Genomic DNA, 21,270 nt, shown 5'->3' with positions numbered 1-21,270 from the left:
GCAAGCCGTAGATAATACGGGCGCGACTTATCCTGCCGCGTAAGCCTTCTGCACTGGCTCCAGCTGCATCAGGTTGCGCGTGGTGAGTTCATCCACCACCCGTTCCAGTTCGGCGCGCTTCGTTTCGTCACTCCAGTGAAGCACTGTCGCAGCAAGGTTAGCTATCTGTTCGAGATCACGCCGGGTCAGTAAGCCGGTAATGGCCAAGGTGGTACGGCGCATAACAAGATCCGAAAGATGGACCACCTGCTCGTTGCGCAAAATGAAATCGACTTCCGTCAAGCTGTAACCTGAATCAGGCAACAGACCGGCCTCGTTGGTCAGCGGATGATGATGTGCAATTGTTTCCGCTGTTGTGCCATATCGCACGAGCAGTGGCTCGATATCACTGATCGTCTTGCCCGCCGAACCTGCGATACGCGATAGCCAGTGACGCCGTTCCTGTTCGGTCTTTGGGAAATTTCTTCCGCCACCGATCGGCAGGCTCCGCGTGCTGATCCGCCGGCTGCGTTGCAGGCGCTTGAGCACGGTATCAGCCACCTCTTCAGAAAATCCCCGAAACGTCGTCCATTTGCCGCCAACGAGAGAGATGATCGGGAAGGAACGATCTGCTTCGGGCTCGAGCACAGGCGCAGAGTGGTCGCGACTGATAAGGCCGGGGATTGCAGCGTTCGAGGCGGGCAAAGGTCGGATGCCGCTATAGGCATAGACAATTTGCTCACGCCCAAAGCGCAGACCAGGCATCAGCATGCGTACGCTGTCGAGCAGGTAGTCTATTTCCGCATCGGTGCAATGAACGGAATCCGGATCATCCGCCGGTATGTCCGTTGAGCCGATCATGGCCAGCCCCAGATACTCATAAACGAGGCATATACGGCCGTCGTCGGCTTCGAAATAGATCATCCGACCAGCGAGGCTTTTCAGAAGCTCGTCATGCTTGATGAGAATATGAGAGCCCTTCGTACCACCGATCATTTTCGAAGGCGCACCGAGCTTCTTATTGACGTGGTCGATCCAGGGGCCTGCGGCGTTGACAACGAGCTTCGGCCTGACCGTCAAAGTCTGTCCATGCGGATCATGGAAGGTCAAGACGCCGTCCTTGGCCGTCACTATATCCGTATAGTTTGCCGCCGCCGCCGCCGGGTTTGCCTTGATCCCATCGGCAATCAGCTCGTAAACCAGACGCTCAGGATGACTGACTGCGGCGTCATAATAAGTACCGCCGGCAACAATAGCGGGCGTAAGGCCGGGCGTCTCCATCAGCGCCCGTCGCCGGCCAACAAGCTTGTGGCGTGGCATAACGCGGTCGCGTGACCCGTAATAATCGTAGAGGGCAAGTCCTATCTTGATCAGCAAGGCGCCTCTGCTTCGCGGCGCTGTCTTCGAACCGAACAAGGTTCGAAGCGCTGCACCTACCCCTTTCGTCCAGGAGAAAATCGGGATGAGCGTCGGTAGCGGCCGAACCAGATGTGGAGCGTTTTTCAACAGAAGATTACGCTCGAGCGTCGACTGCGCAACAAGGCCAAACTCCCCTGTCTCAAGATATTTCAAGCCGCCATGGATAAGCCTTGAGGGTGCGGCGCTCGTACCAGACCCAAAGTCACCCTTGTCGGTAATCAGGCAGTTCACACCTTGTTCGCAGAGATCGCGGAAAAGGCCGGCACCATTGATGCCGCCGCCGAGGATGACGACGTCATACTCCTTCACGTCGGTTGGCTGACTGATCTTCTCTTCTGAGACGTTCATGATGCTGCCTTTACGATTTTCAAGGAAACGCCCGCTTCTTCAAGCTGACGACGATGAGGTGCCGCGATGCCGTCTGTGACCAGGACCGCATCAAACGCCGTGAGATCCGTAAACACGTTGAGGGCCGTTCTCTCGAACTTTGTATGGTCCATAAGCAAGATTCTCTTGGTTGAAGAGGCTATCATCGCTTGCTTGACCCGAACAATCTGTTGATCCTGGATGAAACAGGTTGTTCCCCGGATAGCCGACGCCGAGCAGATCAAGAGATTTGCCCTCAATTGAGCAATGGCACGTTCGCAAAGTAGACCGATGCAGGCGTGATAGGTTGCATGGTAATGGCCGCCAAGGCAGATGAGGTCGATCTCATCGCAGACAGCAAGTCTTTGGGCCGTATCGAGATTGTTGGTGACGACGGTGAGCGGGCTTACTTCGGCAAGGAGAGAGGCGCAGGCATTGGCTGTGCTGGAATCGTCCAGCATCACAACTTGTCCTGCCTCAACATAGTCCATCGCCGCGCGAGCCAATGCATCCTTTTGGGCCTTGGCGAGCGTTACACGATAGCGGAACGCGCTTTCGTAAATGCCTGACGGTTGGACGCTCACCGAGCCATGGAGCTTACGCAGCATGCCCTGGCGAGCAAGTTGGTCGATGTGGCGATGGATTGTCATTCGGGAAACGCCGAAATGCTCGGCGAGATCGTCGATCCTTACCTGTCCAAGCTGCATCACGTAGGCAGCAATCTCTTCACGGCGGTCTTCTGCCTTTGCCATCTCTCAGGCCTCGTCTTGGTGGCCAAGCTGCTCGATGTGCGGCCATGCCGGCTTGAGAGCATCGACAATGCGATTGAACGTCGCGAAACGGTCGTCGAGAACGGCAACGCGCTGAGAATCCGGCTTGAAAACGCGGGGTGGTGTTTGGTCTGCCAATTGTCGTGCCTGATCGAGCCGGAAAAGACCGACGGCGCTTCCAGCGCAGAGCGCTGCGCCGAAAGCAGCGGCTTCATCAACGCCGGTGACAGAAACCGGAGCATTCAATGCATCGGCAAAAAGCTGCGCGAAGGCGGGATTGCGCGAGGCACCGCCGGTCAGCCGGACCTCACGAATGCTGAAACCATCGCGAAGTGCTTCCACATGGTGACGATGATTGAAGACAATGCCCTCGAGCACCGCTTTGAGCATATCGGCCCGGTCGTGCCAGCCATGCAGGCCGATAAAGCTGGCGCTTGACTGGTTGCTGTGCGGCGAACCGAAGAGATAGGGGTGAAATAGGATTGTCGAGCGTCGTTCGAGTGCTGCATCGATATCCGCCGCTAGGATGCCATGAATGGATTGGCCTGCGTCCGCTGCGAGCTTCTGATCCGCCTGGCAGAGCGTATCCAGAAACCAATCGTAATTGGCAGCCGATGCCGGCGAAATCGACATGTTGTTCCACAGTCCGGGTTCTATCGCATTTCGGCAGAACCAGCGCTCGTCGGTTTTCGGCACAGAAGAGACGACTTCGTTGATCGAGTAGGTTCCAGCGACGATGGCTGCAACGTCGCGGTCATGCCCTCCAATGCCGAGTGCCGATGCCGTAACGTCATGTAGCCCAGCGGCAACGGGCGTCCCGGCAACGAGCCCCGTCAGGGAGGCCGCCTCTTCGGTCACCGTTCCCGCGATCTCGGCAGAATGAAAAATCCCCGGTAAGGCGTCGATCAGCTTTTCCAGTCCATATGCTGCAAGGATCTCAGCAGAATAATTTTGAGTATGGACATCGGTAAAGGAGGTGCTTGCCTCCGTTCTGTCTGTGCCGACGACACCGGTTAGGCAAAAGCGCAGCCAGTCCTTGCAGGCGAGGATATGACCGATGCGGGCAAAACGCTCTGGATCGTTTTCCTTAATCCAGGCAAGGATCGCAGAGGGCGCAGATGCATGTGGAGTTTGGCCCGATAACCTGCAAAGATCTCCAAACATCCCCTCTGCCTGCCATCGATCCACAAGGTTGCCGGCGCGGCTGTCAAGCGATAGAATACCAGGCCCAAGCGGCCTTTTTTCCCTGTCTAGAAGATAAAGGCCGTCACCATGAGCCGTCGCTGCGACAGCGACAATATCACTGGCCGGCCGGCCGGATAGCGTGATTGCTTCTCGGATTGCTTCGGCGGTTGCTTGCCACAGCCCCGCCATGTCTCGTTCAACCTGTCTCGGGCGAGGCATCAACTGAGGCACCCGGCGCCGAGCGACGGAAAGCTGCCGGCCGTCCTGATCAAACAAAACGGCTTTTGTAACAGTCAGCCCATTATCGATCCCAAGCACGCTCGGCATAGCTCTTTCTCCTCCCGGTATAGACATCTGCGCTGCCTTCACTGCGCAGGCGTCTAACGTGATGTCATATAATATATCTCATATAAAGATGTTATTATCACCTCAAGCAATGTTACACTGAGAAGAAAATCATAAAATTCTGTTGCAGCAACGCACATCGGTGAGGGTTGTCTAACCCTGAGTGTGCTCAGTCAGGGAGGCTTGATTTCCAGAGGGTCATGAAAGAGGCGTGGTGGACGTAAGAGAGATCTGCGGTAGACGCCTATGAAAAGGTCGCTCCATATGACCCCCGCAAGAACGCCTGCCGTGATCAAACTGAATGGATGTTTAGGCGGTGGCGTCTTTAAGCGCCGCGAACGCTTCCATGTGTGGGTGCGATGACGACGTTGATCTTTTTAGCGCGCATACGGTCGATGTCAGCCTGTGGTGTTTTGTCATCGACGATCACAACATCGAAGGCGGTCAGAGGAGCAAGCGCGTAAAGCGCGCGGCGACCGAACTTAGTGTGGTCTGCCAGAAGAATTTTCCTTGCCGCCGAATCCAGCATGGCGCGTTTGGTATCGACCATCTCCAATGACTGGTGAAACACGATGTCGTCGGTAATTGCCGACATCGACATAAACACGGTATCGGCGCGCAATTGAGAAATTTCATGGGTCGTCATGCGACCCATGAAAGCATTGCACCAGTTGAAATACTGTCCGCCCAACCCAATCAGAGACAAATCCCGAACCCCGCGCAGCTCGCCCATGAGCGTCAGGGAATTGGTAATGACAGTCAGCGGTGCGGAAGAGGGCAGATGCTGGGCCATCTGTAGCACGGTGGTCGAATCGTCGAGAAAGATTGCCTGTCCCGGCTCCAGATACTGCATGGCCGCCATGGCCAGCGCGTTTTTTTCTCGCGCCTGCTTGTTGGAGCGGTAAACGTCGCTTGATTCGATCAGGCTGGTCGAGGCGGCGGAGGCAATGCCACGCGTTTTGCGCAAGATGCCGCGCATTACAAGTTCATCGAGATCGCGATGGGCCGTCATCAGGCTTATGCCGAAGCGTTCAGCGAGATCTTCGATCCGAACCGATCCCTCGTTCATGACAGCTTCGGCGATGGACTGGCGGCGTGCAAGCTGCCTGAACTGCCGACTGTCGCTCGCTATCTGGTCTTGAAACAACTCGCTGTGATCGGGCTCGCTTGTCTCAGCGGACGAAGGACTATCGGTGCGCGGCGTCACGTGAATTCTTGCCTTTTTCGCACGAAGGCGTCTTGAATATTGATAAGCTCTAAAACGTATAGCAGGCCTTAAGGGCGATGCTAGACCCAGCTTTGCGTAAAACGACGCCTGGCAAGTTGCCAGGCGTCGCGTTGCTCACTTACTCGGACAGGACGAACGGTGCCGTGTACTTGTCGACATTGTCCTTCGTGATGATGAAGCAATCGAAGAGCTGCTTTTCAGAGGAAGCGCCCGTTGAGCCCTTCTTGATGAAGTTGTCAGCCTGCTCGACCGCCTTTGCCGAGAAAATGGCAACTGGCTGAAGGACCGTGTATTCAAGTTCGCCGGCCTTGATGGCGGCCACCGCATCAGGCGAACCGTCGAAACCGCCGACCTTGACGTTCTTCAGCTTGCCGGCTTCTTTCAGGGCGGCGATTGCGCCAAGAGCCATTTCGTCGTTGCCGCTGATGACGCCCTGGATGTCCGGCGTTGCCTGCAGCATGCTCTGCATCTTGTCGTGGCCCTGGGTCCGGTTCCAGTTCGCAACCTGCGAGCCAACTTTCTTCAGGTCTGGATACTGGCTGAGAACCGATTCATAGCCGTTGGAACGCGTTGCGGCGTTGTTATCGGACGGCGCGCCGAGAAGCTCGACGTAGTTGCCCTTTTCGCCGATGGCCTGAACCCACTGCTGCGCACCAAGTGCTGCACCCTGCGCATTGTTGGAAACGAGCTGAGCCTTTGCCAAACCTTCCTGGTTGATTTCAGCATTGACCAGGATCACAGGAATGTTTGCTGCAACAGCCTTCTTGACCGCGCCAACCGAACCGTCGGCATTCGCCGGGTCGAGAATGATGGCGACCGACTTATTGGTGATGGCGGTGTCGATCAGCGTGCTTTCTGTATTTGTGTCGCCCTTGTGTGCCGAAACATTGGCGTCATAGCCAAGCTTCTTGGCTTCGGCGGCAGCCACATTGCCTTCGGTCAGCCAGTAGGGGTTGGCCGGATCGTTGACGATGATCGAGATCAGGCCGCCGGCCCAGGCGCTGGTCGCGCCCATCATGAGTGGCGCGCTGACCGCAAGAGCGGCGAACAAGACTTTCGTCTTCTTGAGCATTGCAAATTCCTCCAAGGTTTAGTCGTTTCTCCCGGCTCAGCCGGCTTTCTTCTCGCGAACGGAATTCGCCGTTGGGGCTGCCCCTCCCGGTTGCGCAGAAGTTGTTTGGCCACCGGCAGCTGCTGGCTGCTTTACACGGCGGCGATACTGGATGGCGTTCAGCAACACCGCGAGCACGATGACCGCGCCGGTGAAAACCGTCTGCCAGTAAGATGAGATACCGATGATCACGAGACCGTCGGACAGAAAGCCGATAACGAAGGCGCCAAGCATCGTGCCGCGAACGGTACCTCGACCGCCTGTCAGTGCTGCGCCTCCGATAACAACTGCAGCGATTGCCGTCAGTTCGTAGGATGTACCAGCCGTTGGTCCCGCCGAAGTGAGCTGTGAGGAGAGGATCAGGCCTGCAATTGCCGAGCAGATACCCGATAGAACGTAAACGGTGATCTGAACACCCTTGACCGGAACGCCAGAAAGCTCGGCGGCGCGCTCATTGCCTCCCGAAGCATAAAGCCAGCGTCCGAAGGCGGAGCGGGTCAGGATCAGGCTGACAACGACGGCAAGCAAGGCCAGAACGATCACGCCGAAAGGAACCCCGGCGATACGGTTGAAACCAAGCCAGTCAAAGCCGGTGTTGCCCAACTCCGGACGGCCGCCAAGGTTGTTGTAGGTCAGGCCGTTGGTCATCAGGAGCGCCACGCCGCGCACCATATACATCACACCGAGCGTGGCGACGAAGGCAGGGACATTGAAGCGGGCGATCAAGATGCCGTTGATGAGGCCTATGACCGCGCCGAGCGCGCAGGCCAGGAGCGCGACCACCCAAACCGGCGGATAGAGAATGACGCCGAACCAGTGAAGCGTAACGCCCTGCATCATGAAGCCGGCGACGACACCGGCCAACCCAAGTGTCGAGCCGACGGACAAATCGATACCGCCATTCAAGATGACGAGGAGCATGCCAATCGCCAGAATGCCAAAGATCGCGACATGCGACGCCATGGTCAGGAAGTTTGCCGTCGAGAAGTAGTTTGGCGATAAGAACGAGAACACGACGATGATAACGATCAGCGCGAGAAATGCGCGCCCTTCGAGAAGCAATCTACCGATATCCAGTCCGCCGCCTGCCGGTCCGGGTTTTGTCGTTTTTGGGGAAGGACCAGCATTGGTCATGGTCGCGGCTCCGTTCTTCATAATCATGCGTGGACCACGGCTTCGCCCGAGGCGGCCATGATCTGCTCCTTGGTGACGTCCGATCCGAATTGTGCCGAGATTCTGCCGCGGCTCATCACGACGATGCGATGCGCGATGCTGAGGCATTCGGTAACTTCGGAGGTTGAATAGATGACGGCAAGGCCCTGCTGTGCCCGCTCGGCCAACAAGCGAAAGACTTCCGCCTTTGCGCCGATATCGATCCCGCGGCTGGGCTCGTCCAGCATGATAACGCGAGGATTGGTGGCCAGCATCTTTCCGATGACAACTTTCTGCTGGTTGCCACCCGATAGCGATCCGATTGCAGCGCCGCCGCCTGCCGTTTTGATGTGTACTTTGTCGATCGACGTGCTGACGATCTGTCTTTCGCGGCTGCGCGATAAAATACCGCGACGCAGGAACGAGCGGATGCTTGCCAGAGACAGGTTTTCGCCAACCGACATCGTCTGAACGAGGCCGTCCCGCTGACGATCCTCCGGCACAAGGGCAAGACCGGCTGCGATACGCTCGGCAATGCTGAAGTGCGACACGTCGTTGCCTTCGAGGATCACCTGTCCGCCAGCCATTTTGACACGGCCGGCCGCAGCCTCGAGAAGTTCGGTCCGCCCAGCGCCCATCAGACCGTAAATACAAACGATTTCTCCCGCGCGCACATCGAGCGACAGACGATCGACAAGGGCATGGGCCGTGCCCGCCGTATCGAGAACCGTGACGTTCTTGAGAGAAAGCGCGACCTCGCCGAAGTCGTAGCCGGTTGGCGGCGAGCCGAGATCGAAATTTTCGCCGACCATGTTACGAACGATCCATTCGAGGTCGATATCTTTGGCTTCCGCAGTCGCCGTCATCGCCCCATCGCGTAGAACGACGGCATAATCAGTGATCTGCAGAGCTTCTTCCAGGTGATGGGAGATATAAACGATTGCAACGCCACGGCTTTGCAGGTCTCGGATGACCTTGAACAAAACTTCGACTTCGGCAGCGCTCAGCGCCGAAGTGGGCTCATCCATGATGAGGATACGTGAATTCACAGATAGGGCGCGAGCAATTTCAACGATCTGTTGTTGGCCAAGTCTGAGATCTTCGACCTTGGTCAAAGGATCGATGTCCTCTTCAAGTTCGTGCATCAGTGCCGCTGCTTGACGCGCTTCGTCAGCGAAATCGACACCCGTCGCGTTGCGGATCTCGCGTCCCATGAAGATATTGTCGCGCACCGAGAGGTTGGGCGCCAAACTCAGTTCCTGGTGAATGATCGAGATCCCGTTCTCACGCGCATGCGTCGAGGAGGAAAAGGTAATCGGCTGTCCGTCCAGAATAATCTCGCCGGCTGTCGGAGAGATCACGCCGGACAGGATCTTCATTAGTGTGGATTTTCCAGCACCGTTCTCGCCGAACAATGTGGTCACCTTGCCGCGGCGAATGTCGAAATTCACGCCCTTGAGAGCATGAATGTTTCCGTAGCTCTTGGAGACGTTGCGGGCTGATAGGACGACTTCACCTACCGCGGACGAAGAAGGGTTCTGGCTCATTTCACATCGAGCCTCACCGGCGTTACAAGCCAGTTCTTCGGGTTGATCAACCGGAAGGCGCCAACAATGGAAACTGTCTTGCCGGTGAGATTGGCCGTATCGACCTTCGACAGAACGGCTTCTTTCATAGTCTTGTTGATGGCGACGCCGGCATTTTGATATTCGATCTGGTTCTTGAATGCGCCGAACTGGATCGTTCCCGTAGCGTCGCGAAGTTCCGTACCGTTGATTGCTGGCCCGGTTTGGACGCGGATGCGGATCTCGTCGGGCACGCCATCCACCTTCACGTCATAAATGCCTGACGTTCCCGAGCCGACCACACCAGTAAAGCTGACGGAAAAGACCGGACCGAGACCGCCGGCGATGCCATATTGCTTAGTGGCGGCATTTTTATCTTTGGCAAGTTCCTCAGCGAGTTTCGGAGCAGGAACCGCGCGGCCTTCGACCGCGGACTGAATCTTGGGAAATTCAGACGCGCCGTAGGCATCGGGTGAGAATGCGGCAGTTTGCACATCATCGGCCGAGCCAATTTTGACGACCTTCGTATCGAGGGCCATCGCCGCAATCACAACGATGCCCGCTCCGGCAAGAATGATGGTGCGCAAGCGCAGTTTTCCGGGGCGAAAAGAGGGCGCGGAAGCTGTGGAACTCATGATGAAGAAACCTGTGTGGGAATGGCTTTTGATGCCAACAGATGCATGGAAAGACTGAACCAGGTCGCGGCGAGCTTTGACCTATCGGATATGGCCTGAGCTTTAGTGCAGACGGCGGTCGCGCTCGATGATGTCTCAGACGTTGTTGCTGATCGCAGCATGTCAAGCCTCCTCTCTCGACCAGATAAGCTGCTGAAAATTAGCAGCAGACCGCTGTCGTTCGATCCCTCATCCCGATCGATTGATGATAATGTTGTGTTATCAGTCTCATTCAATATGTGATAACTTCATAACGCTGTCAATCAGGTAGATTGGACACGATCACGTTAGTCAAATGAGGCTTCATGACGTTGTGGCAGGCTAGGGTACACCTAGAACGCTTTCGATCCCTAGATATAGTGATGTGATTTAAAACCCATCGTTGCTCCAGGGCAAAGGAAAGCAGTTGCCACATTTTTCACCGTTTCCCACGCTGTGATAAAGATGTGTGATAATATTTGACATGTGTTATAAGAACGTGCAAAAAAATGCAGACACTATGAATTATTTCATGCGCGTGGGACTCGGGAGGAACGATGTCACGCTTGCCGGAGATCAAAGAGGGAGATGACAGTCTGTCCATCCGGGCGGCCTGGCTCCACTATGTCGCCGGCATGACGCAAGGAGAAGTTGCGGCGCGGTTGAATGTCACTAATGTCAAGGCGCACCGCCTGATTGCGCGCGCTAATCAAAACGGTGCTATCAAGATCTCAATCGAGGGTGACATCGCAGGATGCATGGCTCTCGAGCGCCAGCTTGAAGCGACTTACAAGCTTGGCTGGTCGCAGGTCGTGCCAGAGCTTCATGAGCACGGGATGCCCATCAAGGCGCTTGCTCTTGCCGGCGGCCGCTTTTTGCAGCTCGAGATTGAGGGCGGACAATCGTCCCTGATTGGCATTGGCCATGGCCGGACGCTGTCGGCGGCCGTTTCTTCTATGCCGAAGGTCGATGCGAGCAAGGTTCGGTTTGTGTCTCTGCTTGGCGGTGTGACCAGAAATTACCGGGCGAATCCACACGACGTTATGCATCGCCTGACCGAAAGAACGGGTGGCGCGGCTTTCGTTATGCCGGTTCCTTTTTTTGCGAATTCGGCGGAGGATCGAGAAATTCTGATCGCTCAACGCGGGGTGCGAGAAGTTTTCGATCTGGCATCGCGGGCCGATACAATGCTGGTCGGCATCGGAACGACGGAACTCAGCGCGCAGCTTGTCGCCTCCCAGATGATCGAGGCATCGGAGATTTCCGAAGTGCGTGAGGCGGGCGGCGTTGGTGAGATGCTGGGGCACTTCTTTGATCGTGACGGCAAGCCCATCGAAACTTCCTTATCGGCGCGAACGCTCTCGCCCGATCTTTCCGTGTTGCGGGCAGGCCGAATTATCGCGATCGCAGGTGGTGACGATAAGCTTGCAGCGATCCGCTCTGTCTTGCGCAGCGGTTTCTTAAGCGGGCTCATTACCGATGAGCGGACCGCAGAACGTCTTACTCGTCAGGATGAGGGCTGGTTGTGATGATGCATTCACAGCGGATGAGGATGATGGCCATGTCTGTTATCAGTTCGAAAGTTCGATGGGATCTTTGCACGTTGCATGGTTTACGGTCTGGGAGGTCAGCCAGTGAGTAAGGATATGGCTGATATTTTGATCGGCATCGACGCAGGCACCACGGTTGTCAAAGCGGTGGCGTTCGATCTTTCCGGAAATCAGGTCGCCAGCTCAGCCATCCCCAACAGCTATAAGACCGGATCCGACGGATCTGCAACGCAGTCGCTGGAACAGACCTGGAAAGATTGCGCAGCGACCCTGCGTGATCTTGGTAATAAGGTAGATCGTCTTGCCGAAAGGACGGCAGCTGTTGCCGTGACCGGGCAGGGCGACGGCACCTGGTTGATCGGAGCCGAGAACAGGCCGGTGGGCGAGGCATGGCTATGGCTCGACGCGCGCGCAGCTCCGAGTGTGGCCCGCCTGAATGCAGAACCGTTGTCCCGGCCCCGCTTCGAAGCGACGGGGACTGGCTTGAACACGTGCCAGCAGGGCGCACAGATGGCGGAGATGGACCGCCGTTATCCGGAACTTTTGGATAGCGCTGAAACGGCGCTGCATTGCAAGGACTGGCTTTTCCTCAATTTGACCGGCGTCAGAGCGACGGATCCTTCAGAGGCAAGCTGGACTTTCGGGAATTTTCGAACGCGGCAATATGACGAAACTGTTCTTTCCGCGCTTGGCCTCACACATCGTCGCAGGCTGCTGCCAGACATTATCGATGGGACGCAGGTTACCTATCCTTTATGTGCCGACGCGGCGGCGGCAACCGGCCTGAAGATCGGAACGCCGGTCAGCCTTGGCTATGTCGATATGGTCATGACCGCGCTCGGCGCTGGCGTCCATACTGGCGATCCAGGTGCGGCCTGCACGGTTATTGGATCAACGGGCGTGCATCTGAAAACCAAGCCGGTGACGGAGGTAACGCTGAATGCCGAAGGAACAGGTTATGTGATGGCCATGCCCCTTGCGGGGCTGGTTACCCAAATGCAGACCAATATGGCGGCAGCGCTCAACATCGACTGGATGCTCAAGCTCGCGGCCGATCTCGTTAGCGAAATCGGAAGCCCTGTCGCCGCGCAGGAATTGGTGGCCCGGATCGATCCTTGGCTTGCTGCATCCGCTCCCGGTGCCCTTTTGTATCACCCCTATATTTCAGAGGCGGGTGAACGTGGTCCGTTTGTGAATGCCAATGCGCGTGCAGGCTTCATCGGCTTGTCCAGCGGTCATCGGTTTGCCGATATGATGCGGGCTGTGGTCGAAGGTCTGGGGCTTGCCACGCAAGACTGCTATGCCGCGATGGGCGACATGCCAAGCGAATTGCGTCTTTCGGGCGGCGCTGCGCGCTCCCGCAGCCTAAGGCGCATCATGGCAGCTTGCGTTGGCGCACCCGTTCGGGTGTCCGCGCGCGAGGAAGCCGGCGCCGCTGGAGCTGCGATGATGGCAGCCGTCGCAATCGGCGCCTATGCCGATATGGACGCCTGCATTGCGAAATGGGTGACGCCGCTGCTTGGACCCGCGGAACAGCCTGATCCTGAGCTTTCAGGCCTCTATGCCGGGATGTTTCCAGCCTATGCAAAGGCGCGCCACCTTCTGTCGCCAGTATGGGAGGCGATGGCTGAGATAAGAGAAAAGCGCATCAACGGGCCGGCGAGCAAAGTCAATGCCAACATAGCCGCTGCGCCCCTTAGTGCTACAGGAGAATGAAGATGGATAGTCAGATGGTCGATCTTTTCGTGATCGGCGGCGGCATTAACGGTGCGGGAATAGCTCGCGATGCTGCCGGACGTGGCTTGAAGGTGGTTCTATGCGAAAAGGACGATCTTGCCGAAGGTACCTCGTCTCGATCTGGTAAGCTTGTCCATGGCGGTTTGCGCTATCTGGAATATTATGAATTCCGCTTGGTGCGTGAGGCTCTGATTGAGCGCGAGGTTCTGCTTAATGCTGCTCCGCACATCATCTGGCCTATGCGTTTTGTTCTGCCACACAGCCCTCAGGATCGACCGGCCTGGCTCGTGCGGCTTGGCTTGTTTCTTTACGATCATCTTGGTGGACGCAAGAAGCTGCCTGGAACACGCTCGCTCGATCTGACGCGCGATCCGGAAGGAATCCCGCTTCTCGATCAGTACGAAAAGGGCTTTGAGTATTCCGATTGCTGGGTGGACGATGCGCGCCTTGTCGTTCTGAATGCTGTGAGTGCTGCAGAAAAAGGTGCCCTGGTGTTGACGCGGTCGCCTGCTGTCACGGCTCGCCGTGAAGATGGCGCTTGGAGCGTCACGACAAAAAACAAACAGACGGGAGAAACGAAGAGCTTCCGCGCCCGCTGTCTGGTGAACTGCGCCGGTCCATGGGTCAGCGATGTGATCGGCCGCGTTGCAGGTTCGAATTCGGCCCGCAATGTGCGCCTGGTAAAGGGCAGTCACATTATCGTTCCGAAGTTTTGGGCCGGGTCGAACGCCTATCTGGTACAGAACCACGACAAGCGCGTCATCTTCATCAACCCCTATGAGGGCGACAAGGCGCTGATCGGCACCACCGATATTGCGTATGAAGGCAGAGCCGATGACGTCAAGGCGGACGAAGCTGAAATCGAGTATCTCTTGAAGGCTGTAAACCGCTACTTCAAGGAGAAGCTTCGGCGCCACGATGTCCTGCATAGTTTTTCAGGCGTACGACCGCTCTTTGATGACGGAAAGGGCAATCCTTCGGCAGTGACGCGTGACTATGTCTTCGACCTGGATGAAAGCGGCGGTGCGCCTCTTCTCAACGTGTTCGGCGGTAAAATCACGACATTTCGCGAACTGGCTGAGCGTGGTATGCATCGCCTCCAGCATATCTTCCCGAACATGGGCGGCGACTGGACCCACGGCACACCCTTGCCGGGCGGTGAAATCGACAATGCGGATTACGAGAGCTTTGCGAATGCTCTGCGTGACACCTACCCATGGATGCCGCGTAAGCTCGTGCATCATTATGGCCGGCTCTATGGCGCGAGAACAAGAGACATTCTCGGCACGGCGAGCAGCCTTGAAGGCCTGGGGCGCCATTTCGGTGGTCAGTTCTACGAAGCCGAGGTCAATTACCTTGTTCGTAAGGAATGGGCGCAAACGGCGGAGGATATTCTTTATCGCCGGACCAAGCATTACCTCCACCTGACGGAGAGCGAGCAAGCCGGTTTCATCGACTGGTTCGCTTCTGTCCAGCGCACAGCAGCCTGAGGCCCCCATGCCGCTTACCCTTTCGCTCAACACCAATCCGCTCGTCAATCGCTTCGCGGATCCTGACGATCTCATCGAGACCGTGGCGCGGCATCTGAAAATCCGCGATTTGCAGCTGACCCATGAGTTCATCAATCCAAGCTGGCCTGCGTCCGTTGTTCGTCGCTTCACAAGGCAGATGCACTCTGCATTGCGGCGGACCGGCGTGCGTGTGACATCCGGAATGACGGGTCCTTATGGCCGCCTCAATCACTTCGGCCATCCCGACCGCGATGTCCGTCGTTACTACGTCGATTGGTTCAAGACTTTTGCAGACATAACTGGGGATCTCGGCGGCAAGTCCGTCGGCACGCAGTTCGCAATCTTCACGTACAAGGATTACGACGATCCCGTACGCCGGGAAGAACTGATCAAGATTGCGATCGACTGCTGGGCAGAGGTCGCTGAACATGCCAAAGTGGCCGGCCTCGACTATGTCTTTTGGGAGCCGATGAGCATTGGCAGGGAGTTTGGCGAGACCATTGACGCCTGCATGTCGTTACAAAGCAGGTTGACGGCTGCCAATATGGCGATCCCCATGTGGATGATGGCAGATATCGACCATGGCGATGTCACGAGCAACAATCCCGATGACTACGACCCCTATGCCTGGGCGCGCGCTGTACCCGAAGTCTCGCCGATTATCCATATCAAGCAAAGCTTGATGGATAAGGGCGGTCATAGGCCTTTCACCGCAGAGTTCAACGCGAAGGGCCGCATCCAACCGGCCGAATTGCTTGCCGCCTTTGCAGAAGGGGGCGCAACGGACAATGAGATCTGCCTTGAATTGTCGTTCAAAGAGCGTGAGCCAAACGACCGGCAAGTGATCGAGCAGATCGCTGAATCGATTGCTTTCTGGGCGCCTCATATCGACAGCGGTGTGAAGGATCTGTCGATCTAAAAAGGCCAAATGCGCGATGCGATGTGGCGCTGATGATAAGGAGATGGACGATGGCAAGCACGCCCTTTTGGGTCGGCACAAGCTGGAAGATGAACAAGACCCTGGCGGAAGCGCGGAGTTTTGCAGAGGCGCTTTATGCGGCAGAGCCTGACATCGACGAGCGGATACAGACATTCGTCATTCCCCCCTTCACCGCGATACGCGAGGTCAAGACCATATTGGCCGGGGGTCGCACCAAGGTCGGTGCTCAAAATATGCATTGGGCTGACAACGGCGCCTGGACGGGCGAAATCTCCCCGCCAATGCTGGTTGATTGCGGCATGGATCTCGTTGAACTTGGACATTCCGAGCGCCGCGAACATTTCGGTGAAACAGACGATACCGTCGGGTTGAAGGTCGAGGCTGCGGTTCGTCACGGTCTGATCCCGCTGATCTGCATTGGCGAAACGCTTGCCGATCGGGAAAGTGGACGCGCCGATGAGGTTTTGGCTCGTGAGGTTGAAGGAGCGCTGAGCCGCCTGTCGATGGAACAAAAGTCTGCTCCAATTTTGCTTGCCTACGAACCGGTGTGGGCAATTGGCGAGAAAGGCATTCCGGCAACGGCCGATTATGCGGATGCGCGACAGGCCAATATTGCCGCGGTGGCGGAGAACATGCTCGGCCGCCGGACACCATGTCTTTACGGCGGCTCGGTCAATCCTTCGAACTGCGCGGAACTGGCTGCCTCCCCGCATATCGATGGGCTGTTCATCGGTCGTTCGGCATGGGACGCCGCCGGCTACATCGACATTTTGGGCCGCGTTGCGCGGGCCATCTAAAGTGCCAAACGGCCCGCGTGAGGGCCGGTGATGCTCATCATCTGTAAAGTCGGAACACTGCTCGTTCAATCGCAACAAACGGCGTTCCCAATCTGGAAAACAAGATCTGAAGGAGACGAACATGAAACTTGCAATTGCTGGCGATAGCGCCGGGTCCGGACTTGCCCATACCCTGGCAGAATACCTCAAGGACAAGCACGAAGTTGCCGAACTTTCAGACGCGCCAGATGGCAGCAATGAGTTCTATGCCAACCTGTCCGAGCGCGTTGCCTCCGAGGTTCTGGCTGGAAAATATGACCGCGCGATTCTTGTCTGTGGAACTGGGATTGGCGTCTCGATTTCTGCCAACAAAGTACCCGGCATTCGCGCAGCGCTATGCCATGATACTTACTCGGCAGAACGCGCAGCGCTCTCGAACAATGCACAGATCATCACGATGGGCGCGCGCGTGATCGGTTCTGAACTCGCAAAATCCGTCGCGGATGCCTATCTGCGCGAAACCTTTGACGAAAACGGCCGAAGCGCTTCCAACGTGAAGGCGATCGATGACGTCGACGCCAAGTACCGCGGTTGCTGATAGCCGCTTTGATCATCGATCGAGCATGGCTCGTCAGCACTAAGCGATAGATCGGCGCATTCGGATGCGCCGATCTCTTACTCTATACGCGGTGTGAAGCGGCTCTAAGGCCGAAGGAATCGGCTGCTGAATTTCTCTTCGGCCTCAACCGTCCTGAGCGAGCGCCGCGATCGCCAGCGTTATTCCTGTCCGATCACGGCCGATGGGAAAAGGTCCATTTAACGACCATTTTCCCATTGGGTTTCAGCTTCGTCTTGATCTTGAACTCAACCGGTCCACCGAGAGCCGCTTCTGCTTGCTCAAAAAGTTCGCGGGCTTTCGACATTGCGAGATGATAGCTGCCGTTGTCGCGTTTCGGGCTTTCCACAAGCGATCGAAAAAGGGCTGCTTCTTGCTCGTCATCCTTTGGCATGCGCCGCCTTCATCTTTTTGCTCTGCAAGTGTCGGCTCAACGGAGAAATGTAAGCTTACATCATGCGAGCCGGTGTGGCAGATGTCTCGCGTTAGGATTGCCAGCTGAAACGTCGCCGCTTGGCTGGCAATTGAGTGAACTAAGAGCATCGAGCATTTCGTCGATTCGGGTTCACCGAAATGCCTATGGCAGTTTACTCCATTCCAAGAGCAGCCATATAAGTCTGGAGGATTGATTCCTCTTCAAGGCGCTCATTGGCGTCCTTCTTGCGCAGGCGGATGATCGTTTTCATGGCTTTCGTGTCGTAGCCACGACCCTTGGCTTCTCCAAAAACGTCCTTAATGTCGTCGGCAATGGAAGCTTTCTCTTCTTCCAGGCGCTCGATACGCTCGATGAACTGGCGAAGCTCGGCGGCCGCTACGTTTTCCACGCCCGTGTTATTTTCTTCCATGATAAACTCCTGATCAATTCTTCTTTGTTCGATGACTTGCGCCGGACGACAACCTAGCTCCGCTTTGCCTGCGGCTTGTGGCGACACTAAGAACACCCTGCTCGCTGAGGGCGGCTTTCATCTCCTGACGATGGCTCAATTCGGGATCGGGTGTTGAGTGCCGTGAACAGCACGCGCGGTCAAGCCCTTGGCAGAATATCAGTGCTATTTATGCGCAGCCTGGTTGCTGAAGCTCGCCTTTTGATCGTCGCTCGCCTCTTTCTGGTAGAGATCCTTCCAGGTTTCATAAGGCATGCCATAAATGGCTTCTCGCGCGTCGTCCTTCGTGAGCAATTGACCATCGTTCTCGGCAGCTTCGCGATACCAGTTCGCAAGACAATTACGGCAGAAGCCCCCAAGGTTCATGAGGTCGATGTTCTGAACGTCTTTCCGTTCTTGAAGGTGCTGAATAAGGCGGCGGAAAGCCGCAGCCTCTGCACGGACCCGTTGATCTTCCGTCATGTCAGTCATTGAGTATGCTCCACAGTTTTCCGGTAAGGTCCAGTACGTGACGCGTAAATCTTATAGTCGTGCAAAGTCGGGTCGGCGTTCAGTCGCTCAAAGATGGGAGTAAGCCGATCGGCCCAAGCTTCAATGCCTGCCTCGTCGGCGATCAAATCCTGCCGTACTTCGATAAGCGCGTGGGCTATGCCCTTTGTCATGCAGTGACGATACATCGTATCGCCAACAAGTGCTCCGTCATAGGGCTCGTTATCGCCGATGAGGAGATCTTTATCCTGCCGCATCATGTCAAGAAGCGGAACCACAGCTCTCGGGTCGCTGTCCCAAAGCACAGCCGCGTGCCAAGGCCTTGCAACATCCTTCCAGAAGGGCGTGAATGAATGCATGGAAAGAACAAGCGGCGCGCGGCGACCCGCCTCCGCAACGCTTTTGATCGTGGTACTAACGGCATTGTGATAGGGACGATAATAGGTTGCTATCCGGTGATTGCGTTCATCCTCAGACAGAGGATGGTTCGCTGGAATGATCGCCCCGTCTGATATCCTCATGATCAAAGTCGGATCATCTTCGCCTCGGTTCGGATCGATCAAAAGGCGTGAAAAACAACCGAGCACACCCGGGACCTTAAGGCGCGCGCAAAGACCGCGGACGAGGCCCTCGATGCCGATGTCATAGGCGATGTGCCGCTGGAATGCCGTTTCCGCTAGGCCGAGTTGACCATATTCACTTGGGACCCGGTTCATGGCGTGATCGCCGAGAATCACCAAGCCGCGCTCAGGCGCACCTTCAATTTGTTCGAACGGAGAAAAGTCGGTCATCAAAAAAACTTCATAAGACCCATTTCAAGGCCTTACATGTCATGCGTTAACGCCCGGTTCAAGCCTTAACCCTATGGAAAGCAACCTGTTTTAAAGAGGTCATATTAATCGATTAGGCTTGCGTTGACATTCGGCGGGGGGCGGAGCAAGAAGACGGTCGGAACGAACAACCGTGGAGCCCATTGGAAGCCGTGACGATCAACGCCTCACCAAGTTTCCTGAACCGCTCGGGATCGTTGGGCCGTGCCATGCTTTTTATGGTCGCAGCCTTTGCTCCCTTTTTCATAGCCGATGTGGCGCGTGCCGATTTCAGAGTGTGTAATGCGACGCAAAATCTGGTCGGTGTGGCAATCGGATATAGAGCGAAAGAAGGTTGGATTACTGAAGGTTGGTGGCAAGTGCCAGCAACAACATGTGCGACTTTGATCGAGGGAGAACTTCAGTCGCGCTATTATTACCTCTACGCGGAGAACGCGGCTCGTCAGGGAGGGCGATGGGCAGGCGACGTTCAGATGTGCGTAGCGGAAAACGAATTCAAGATCACGGGCGTCAATGATTGCATCGTCCGTGGTTATCAAAAGGTGGGGTTCAAGGAATATGACACGGGCCGGCAGGGTAGCTGGATGGTCCAGCTTTCCGACGCCCCCGGTAGCCAAGAAAGCCCGAATTGATGAGACGCAACAGAAAAGTAAAGATCCTCGCTACGCTCGGTCCTGCCTCCTCTGACGAGCAGATGATCGAAAAGCTCCACCTGGCCGGCGCAGATGTGTTCCGCATCAATATGAGCCACGCAAGCCATGATGTGATGCGCTCACTTATTGCGAAGATCCGAGCTGTTGAAGCGCGCCTGGGGCGTCCCATCGGTATCCTAGCAGACTTGCAGGGACCAAAGCTGCGCGTCGGTAAGTTCGCAGACACAAAGGTCGAGCTGAAGATCGGGCAAACCTTCACATTGGATAGCAATGAAGCGCCGGGCGATGCGACGCGCGTCTATCTTCCGCATCCGGAAATTCTTGAGGCCGTTAAGCCAGGCCATCGCCTGTTGATTGACGACGGAAAGCTCGCGTTGCGCGCCGAAAAGTGTGACGGCAAGACCATCGTGACGACGGTTGTTTCTGGGACGCGTATTTCTGACCGTAAGGGCATCAGCCTTCCAGATACACTGCTCGGCGTCGGTGCGCTCACGGAAAAGGACCGTGCCGATCTCGATGCGGTTCTGGCAACAGAAGATGTCGACTGGGTAGCGCTTTCCTTCGTACAGCGTCCCGACGATCTGGCGGAAGTGCGCAAGATTGCTCGTGGCCGCGTCGGCGTGATGTCGAAAATCGAAAAGCCGCAAGCCCTCGACCGAATCGATGAGATCATCGAGCTTTCCGACGCATTGATGGTGGCCCGCGGCGATCTCGGTGTCGAGCTTCCGCTGGAAGCGGTTCCCGGTATTCAAAAGCAATTGATTCGCGCCTGCCGCCGTGCTGGCAAGCCGGTTGTCGTCGCGACGCAAATGTTGGAGTCGATGATCTCCTCGCCGGTGCCGACCCGCGCGGAAGTCTCCGACGTCGCTACCGCGGTGTTTGAGGGTGCAGATGCGGTCATGCTGTCAGCGGAATCCGCATCGGGCGACTATCCGGTGGAAGCTGTTTCTACGATGGCGTCAATCGCCAGCACGATTGAGCGAGAGCCCCATTATCCTGGGATTATCTACGCACAGCGCGCACAGCCGGAAGCCACTGGCGCAGATGCGATATCGCTTGCGGCCCGCCAGATTGCCGAGACGCTGAAGCTTTCCGCCATCGTATGCTATACGTCGTCGGGTACCACTGGGCTTCGTACATCACGCGAGCGCCCGCAAGTGCCGATCATCGCCTTGTCGCCGATCATCAAGACAGCACGTCGGCTCGCCTTGGTTTGGGGCCTGCATAGCGTTGTGACCCATGATGCGACAGACCTTGACGATATGGTGAACCGCGCTTGCCGGATCGTTGCTGGTGAAGAATTCGGAAAACCTGGTGATCGCATCATCATTACGGCCGGTGTGCCGCTCGGCACGCCCGGCGCCACCAATATGTTGCGCATTGCCTATATCGGATCCGATGGCCAAAGCGGGATTTGAGTTTAAGAGGGTCTGATCTTCCTCGCGTTCTTTGGAACCTGATTAAAAAGCCTGCCGCTCTTTCTGCGGCAGGCTTTTTTTATCAATGATGTT

General features: G+C 56.5%; 20 protein-coding genes. 8 read left to right on the top strand and 12 right to left on the bottom strand.

The features are described 5' to 3' along the window. Positions 1 to 27: 27 nt before the first annotated feature. From VQ830_RS20820 to VQ830_RS20785, 8 genes are all read right to left on the bottom strand, one after another. Positions 28 to 1,746 (bottom strand): glycerol-3-phosphate dehydrogenase/oxidase, encoded by a 1,719-nt coding sequence (locus VQ830_RS20820; protein ID WP_337270068.1) that lies wholly within the window; start codon positions 1,744 to 1,746, stop codon positions 28 to 30. Then, a complete protein-coding gene (locus tag VQ830_RS20815) occupies positions 1,743 to 2,516 on the bottom strand; it encodes a DeoR/GlpR family DNA-binding transcription regulator (RefSeq protein ID WP_337270067.1) in 774 nt (257 codons plus the stop codon). The genes VQ830_RS20820 and VQ830_RS20815 overlap by 4 nt, the downstream gene beginning before the upstream one ends. Positions 2,517 to 2,519: 3 nt before the next feature. Further along, positions 2,520 to 4,046, bottom strand: coding sequence for an FGGY-family carbohydrate kinase (locus VQ830_RS20810; RefSeq protein WP_337270066.1), 1,527 nt, complete (start codon positions 4,044 to 4,046; stop codon positions 2,520 to 2,522). A gap of 343 nt (positions 4,047 to 4,389) precedes the next feature. After that, a complete protein-coding gene (locus tag VQ830_RS20805) occupies positions 4,390 to 5,211 on the bottom strand; it encodes a DeoR/GlpR family DNA-binding transcription regulator (protein WP_337270133.1) in 822 nt (273 codons plus the stop codon). 199 nt (positions 5,212 to 5,410) lie between these two features. Beyond that, positions 5,411 to 6,364, bottom strand: a complete 954-nt coding sequence (locus VQ830_RS20800) for a D-ribose ABC transporter substrate-binding protein (protein ID WP_337270065.1) — start codon at positions 6,362 to 6,364, stop codon at positions 5,411 to 5,413. A gap of 36 nt (positions 6,365 to 6,400) precedes the next feature. Then, entirely contained in the window at positions 6,401 to 7,537 is a 1,137-nt protein-coding gene (locus tag VQ830_RS20795) for an ABC transporter permease (protein ID WP_337270064.1), read from the bottom strand. Between the two features lie 23 nt (positions 7,538 to 7,560). Beyond that, positions 7,561 to 9,102: a sugar ABC transporter ATP-binding protein gene (locus VQ830_RS20790; protein ID WP_337270063.1), complete on the bottom strand. Its 1,542-nt coding sequence runs from the start codon at positions 9,100 to 9,102 to the stop codon at positions 7,561 to 7,563. Then, positions 9,099 to 9,755 carry a DUF2291 family protein gene (locus VQ830_RS20785; RefSeq protein WP_337270062.1) on the bottom strand — a complete coding sequence of 219 codons (657 nt, stop codon included), beginning with the start codon at positions 9,753 to 9,755 and terminating at the stop codon, positions 9,099 to 9,101. Before VQ830_RS20785 ends, VQ830_RS20790 begins: the two co-directional genes overlap by 4 nt. A 593-nt stretch (positions 9,756 to 10,348) precedes the next feature. Here VQ830_RS20785 and VQ830_RS20780 point away from each other — a divergent pair. From VQ830_RS20780 to derI, 6 genes are all read left to right on the top strand, one after another. Further along, the gene (locus tag VQ830_RS20780; protein ID WP_337270132.1) at positions 10,349 to 11,302 is read left to right on the top strand and encodes a sugar-binding transcriptional regulator; all 954 of its coding nucleotides are present in this window, start codon (positions 10,349 to 10,351) and stop codon (positions 11,300 to 11,302) included. A gap of 117 nt (positions 11,303 to 11,419) precedes the next feature. Further along, the gene (locus VQ830_RS20775) at positions 11,420 to 13,039 is read left to right on the top strand and encodes an FGGY-family carbohydrate kinase (protein WP_337270131.1); all 1,620 of its coding nucleotides are present in this window, start codon (positions 11,420 to 11,422) and stop codon (positions 13,037 to 13,039) included. A gap of 2 nt (positions 13,040 to 13,041) precedes the next feature. Further along, entirely contained in the window at positions 13,042 to 14,550 is a 1,509-nt protein-coding gene (locus VQ830_RS20770; RefSeq protein WP_337270061.1) for a glycerol-3-phosphate dehydrogenase, read from the top strand. 7 nt (positions 14,551 to 14,557) lie between these two features. Then, on the top strand, positions 14,558 to 15,490 hold the full coding sequence (locus tag VQ830_RS20765) for a sugar phosphate isomerase/epimerase family protein (RefSeq protein ID WP_337270060.1): 933 nt from the start codon (positions 14,558 to 14,560) through the stop codon (positions 15,488 to 15,490). Between the two features lie 50 nt (positions 15,491 to 15,540). Next, positions 15,541 to 16,308, top strand: a complete 768-nt coding sequence (locus VQ830_RS20760; protein ID WP_337270059.1) for a triose-phosphate isomerase — start codon at positions 15,541 to 15,543, stop codon at positions 16,306 to 16,308. A gap of 121 nt (positions 16,309 to 16,429) precedes the next feature. After that, the gene (gene derI / locus VQ830_RS20755; RefSeq protein WP_337270058.1) at positions 16,430 to 16,885 is read left to right on the top strand and encodes a D-erythrulose-4-phosphate isomerase; all 456 of its coding nucleotides are present in this window, start codon (positions 16,430 to 16,432) and stop codon (positions 16,883 to 16,885) included. A gap of 193 nt (positions 16,886 to 17,078) precedes the next feature. Here the strand turns inward: derI and VQ830_RS20750 are convergent, their stop codons facing one another. The 4 genes from VQ830_RS20750 to VQ830_RS20735 form a co-directional block, all read right to left on the bottom strand. Next, the gene (locus tag VQ830_RS20750; protein WP_337270057.1) at positions 17,079 to 17,297 is read right to left on the bottom strand and encodes a hypothetical protein; all 219 of its coding nucleotides are present in this window, start codon (positions 17,295 to 17,297) and stop codon (positions 17,079 to 17,081) included. Positions 17,298 to 17,490: 193 nt separating this feature from the next. Further along, positions 17,491 to 17,748 carry a DUF2312 domain-containing protein gene (locus VQ830_RS20745; protein ID WP_438618370.1) on the bottom strand — a complete coding sequence of 86 codons (258 nt, stop codon included), beginning with the start codon at positions 17,746 to 17,748 and terminating at the stop codon, positions 17,491 to 17,493. A gap of 204 nt (positions 17,749 to 17,952) precedes the next feature. After that, positions 17,953 to 18,258: a DUF1244 domain-containing protein gene (locus VQ830_RS20740; protein ID WP_337270056.1), complete on the bottom strand. Its 306-nt coding sequence runs from the start codon at positions 18,256 to 18,258 to the stop codon at positions 17,953 to 17,955. Continuing rightward, the gene (locus tag VQ830_RS20735; protein ID WP_337270055.1) at positions 18,255 to 19,067 is read right to left on the bottom strand and encodes an N-formylglutamate amidohydrolase; all 813 of its coding nucleotides are present in this window, start codon (positions 19,065 to 19,067) and stop codon (positions 18,255 to 18,257) included. Before VQ830_RS20735 ends, VQ830_RS20740 begins: the two co-directional genes overlap by 4 nt. A gap of 182 nt (positions 19,068 to 19,249) precedes the next feature. On the opposite strand from VQ830_RS20735, the gene VQ830_RS20730 reads away from it, so the two are divergent. Both VQ830_RS20730 and pyk read left to right on the top strand, forming a co-directional pair. After that, on the top strand, positions 19,250 to 19,738 hold the full coding sequence (locus VQ830_RS20730) for a DUF1036 domain-containing protein (protein ID WP_337270054.1): 489 nt from the start codon (positions 19,250 to 19,252) through the stop codon (positions 19,736 to 19,738). Continuing rightward, on the top strand, positions 19,738 to 21,177 hold the full coding sequence (gene pyk / locus VQ830_RS20725) for a pyruvate kinase (protein WP_337270053.1): 1,440 nt from the start codon (positions 19,738 to 19,740) through the stop codon (positions 21,175 to 21,177). The genes VQ830_RS20730 and pyk overlap by 1 nt, the downstream gene beginning before the upstream one ends. Positions 21,178 to 21,270 lie beyond the last annotated feature (93 nt).

The sequence above is a fragment of the Oryzifoliimicrobium ureilyticum genome, assembly GCF_037199735.1.
GTDB lineage: Bacteria > Pseudomonadota > Alphaproteobacteria > Rhizobiales > Rhizobiaceae > Rhizobium > Rhizobium ureilyticus.
Note: the sequence above shows the minus strand (reverse complement) of the source record. Positions and strands in the feature narration are given on the sequence as shown.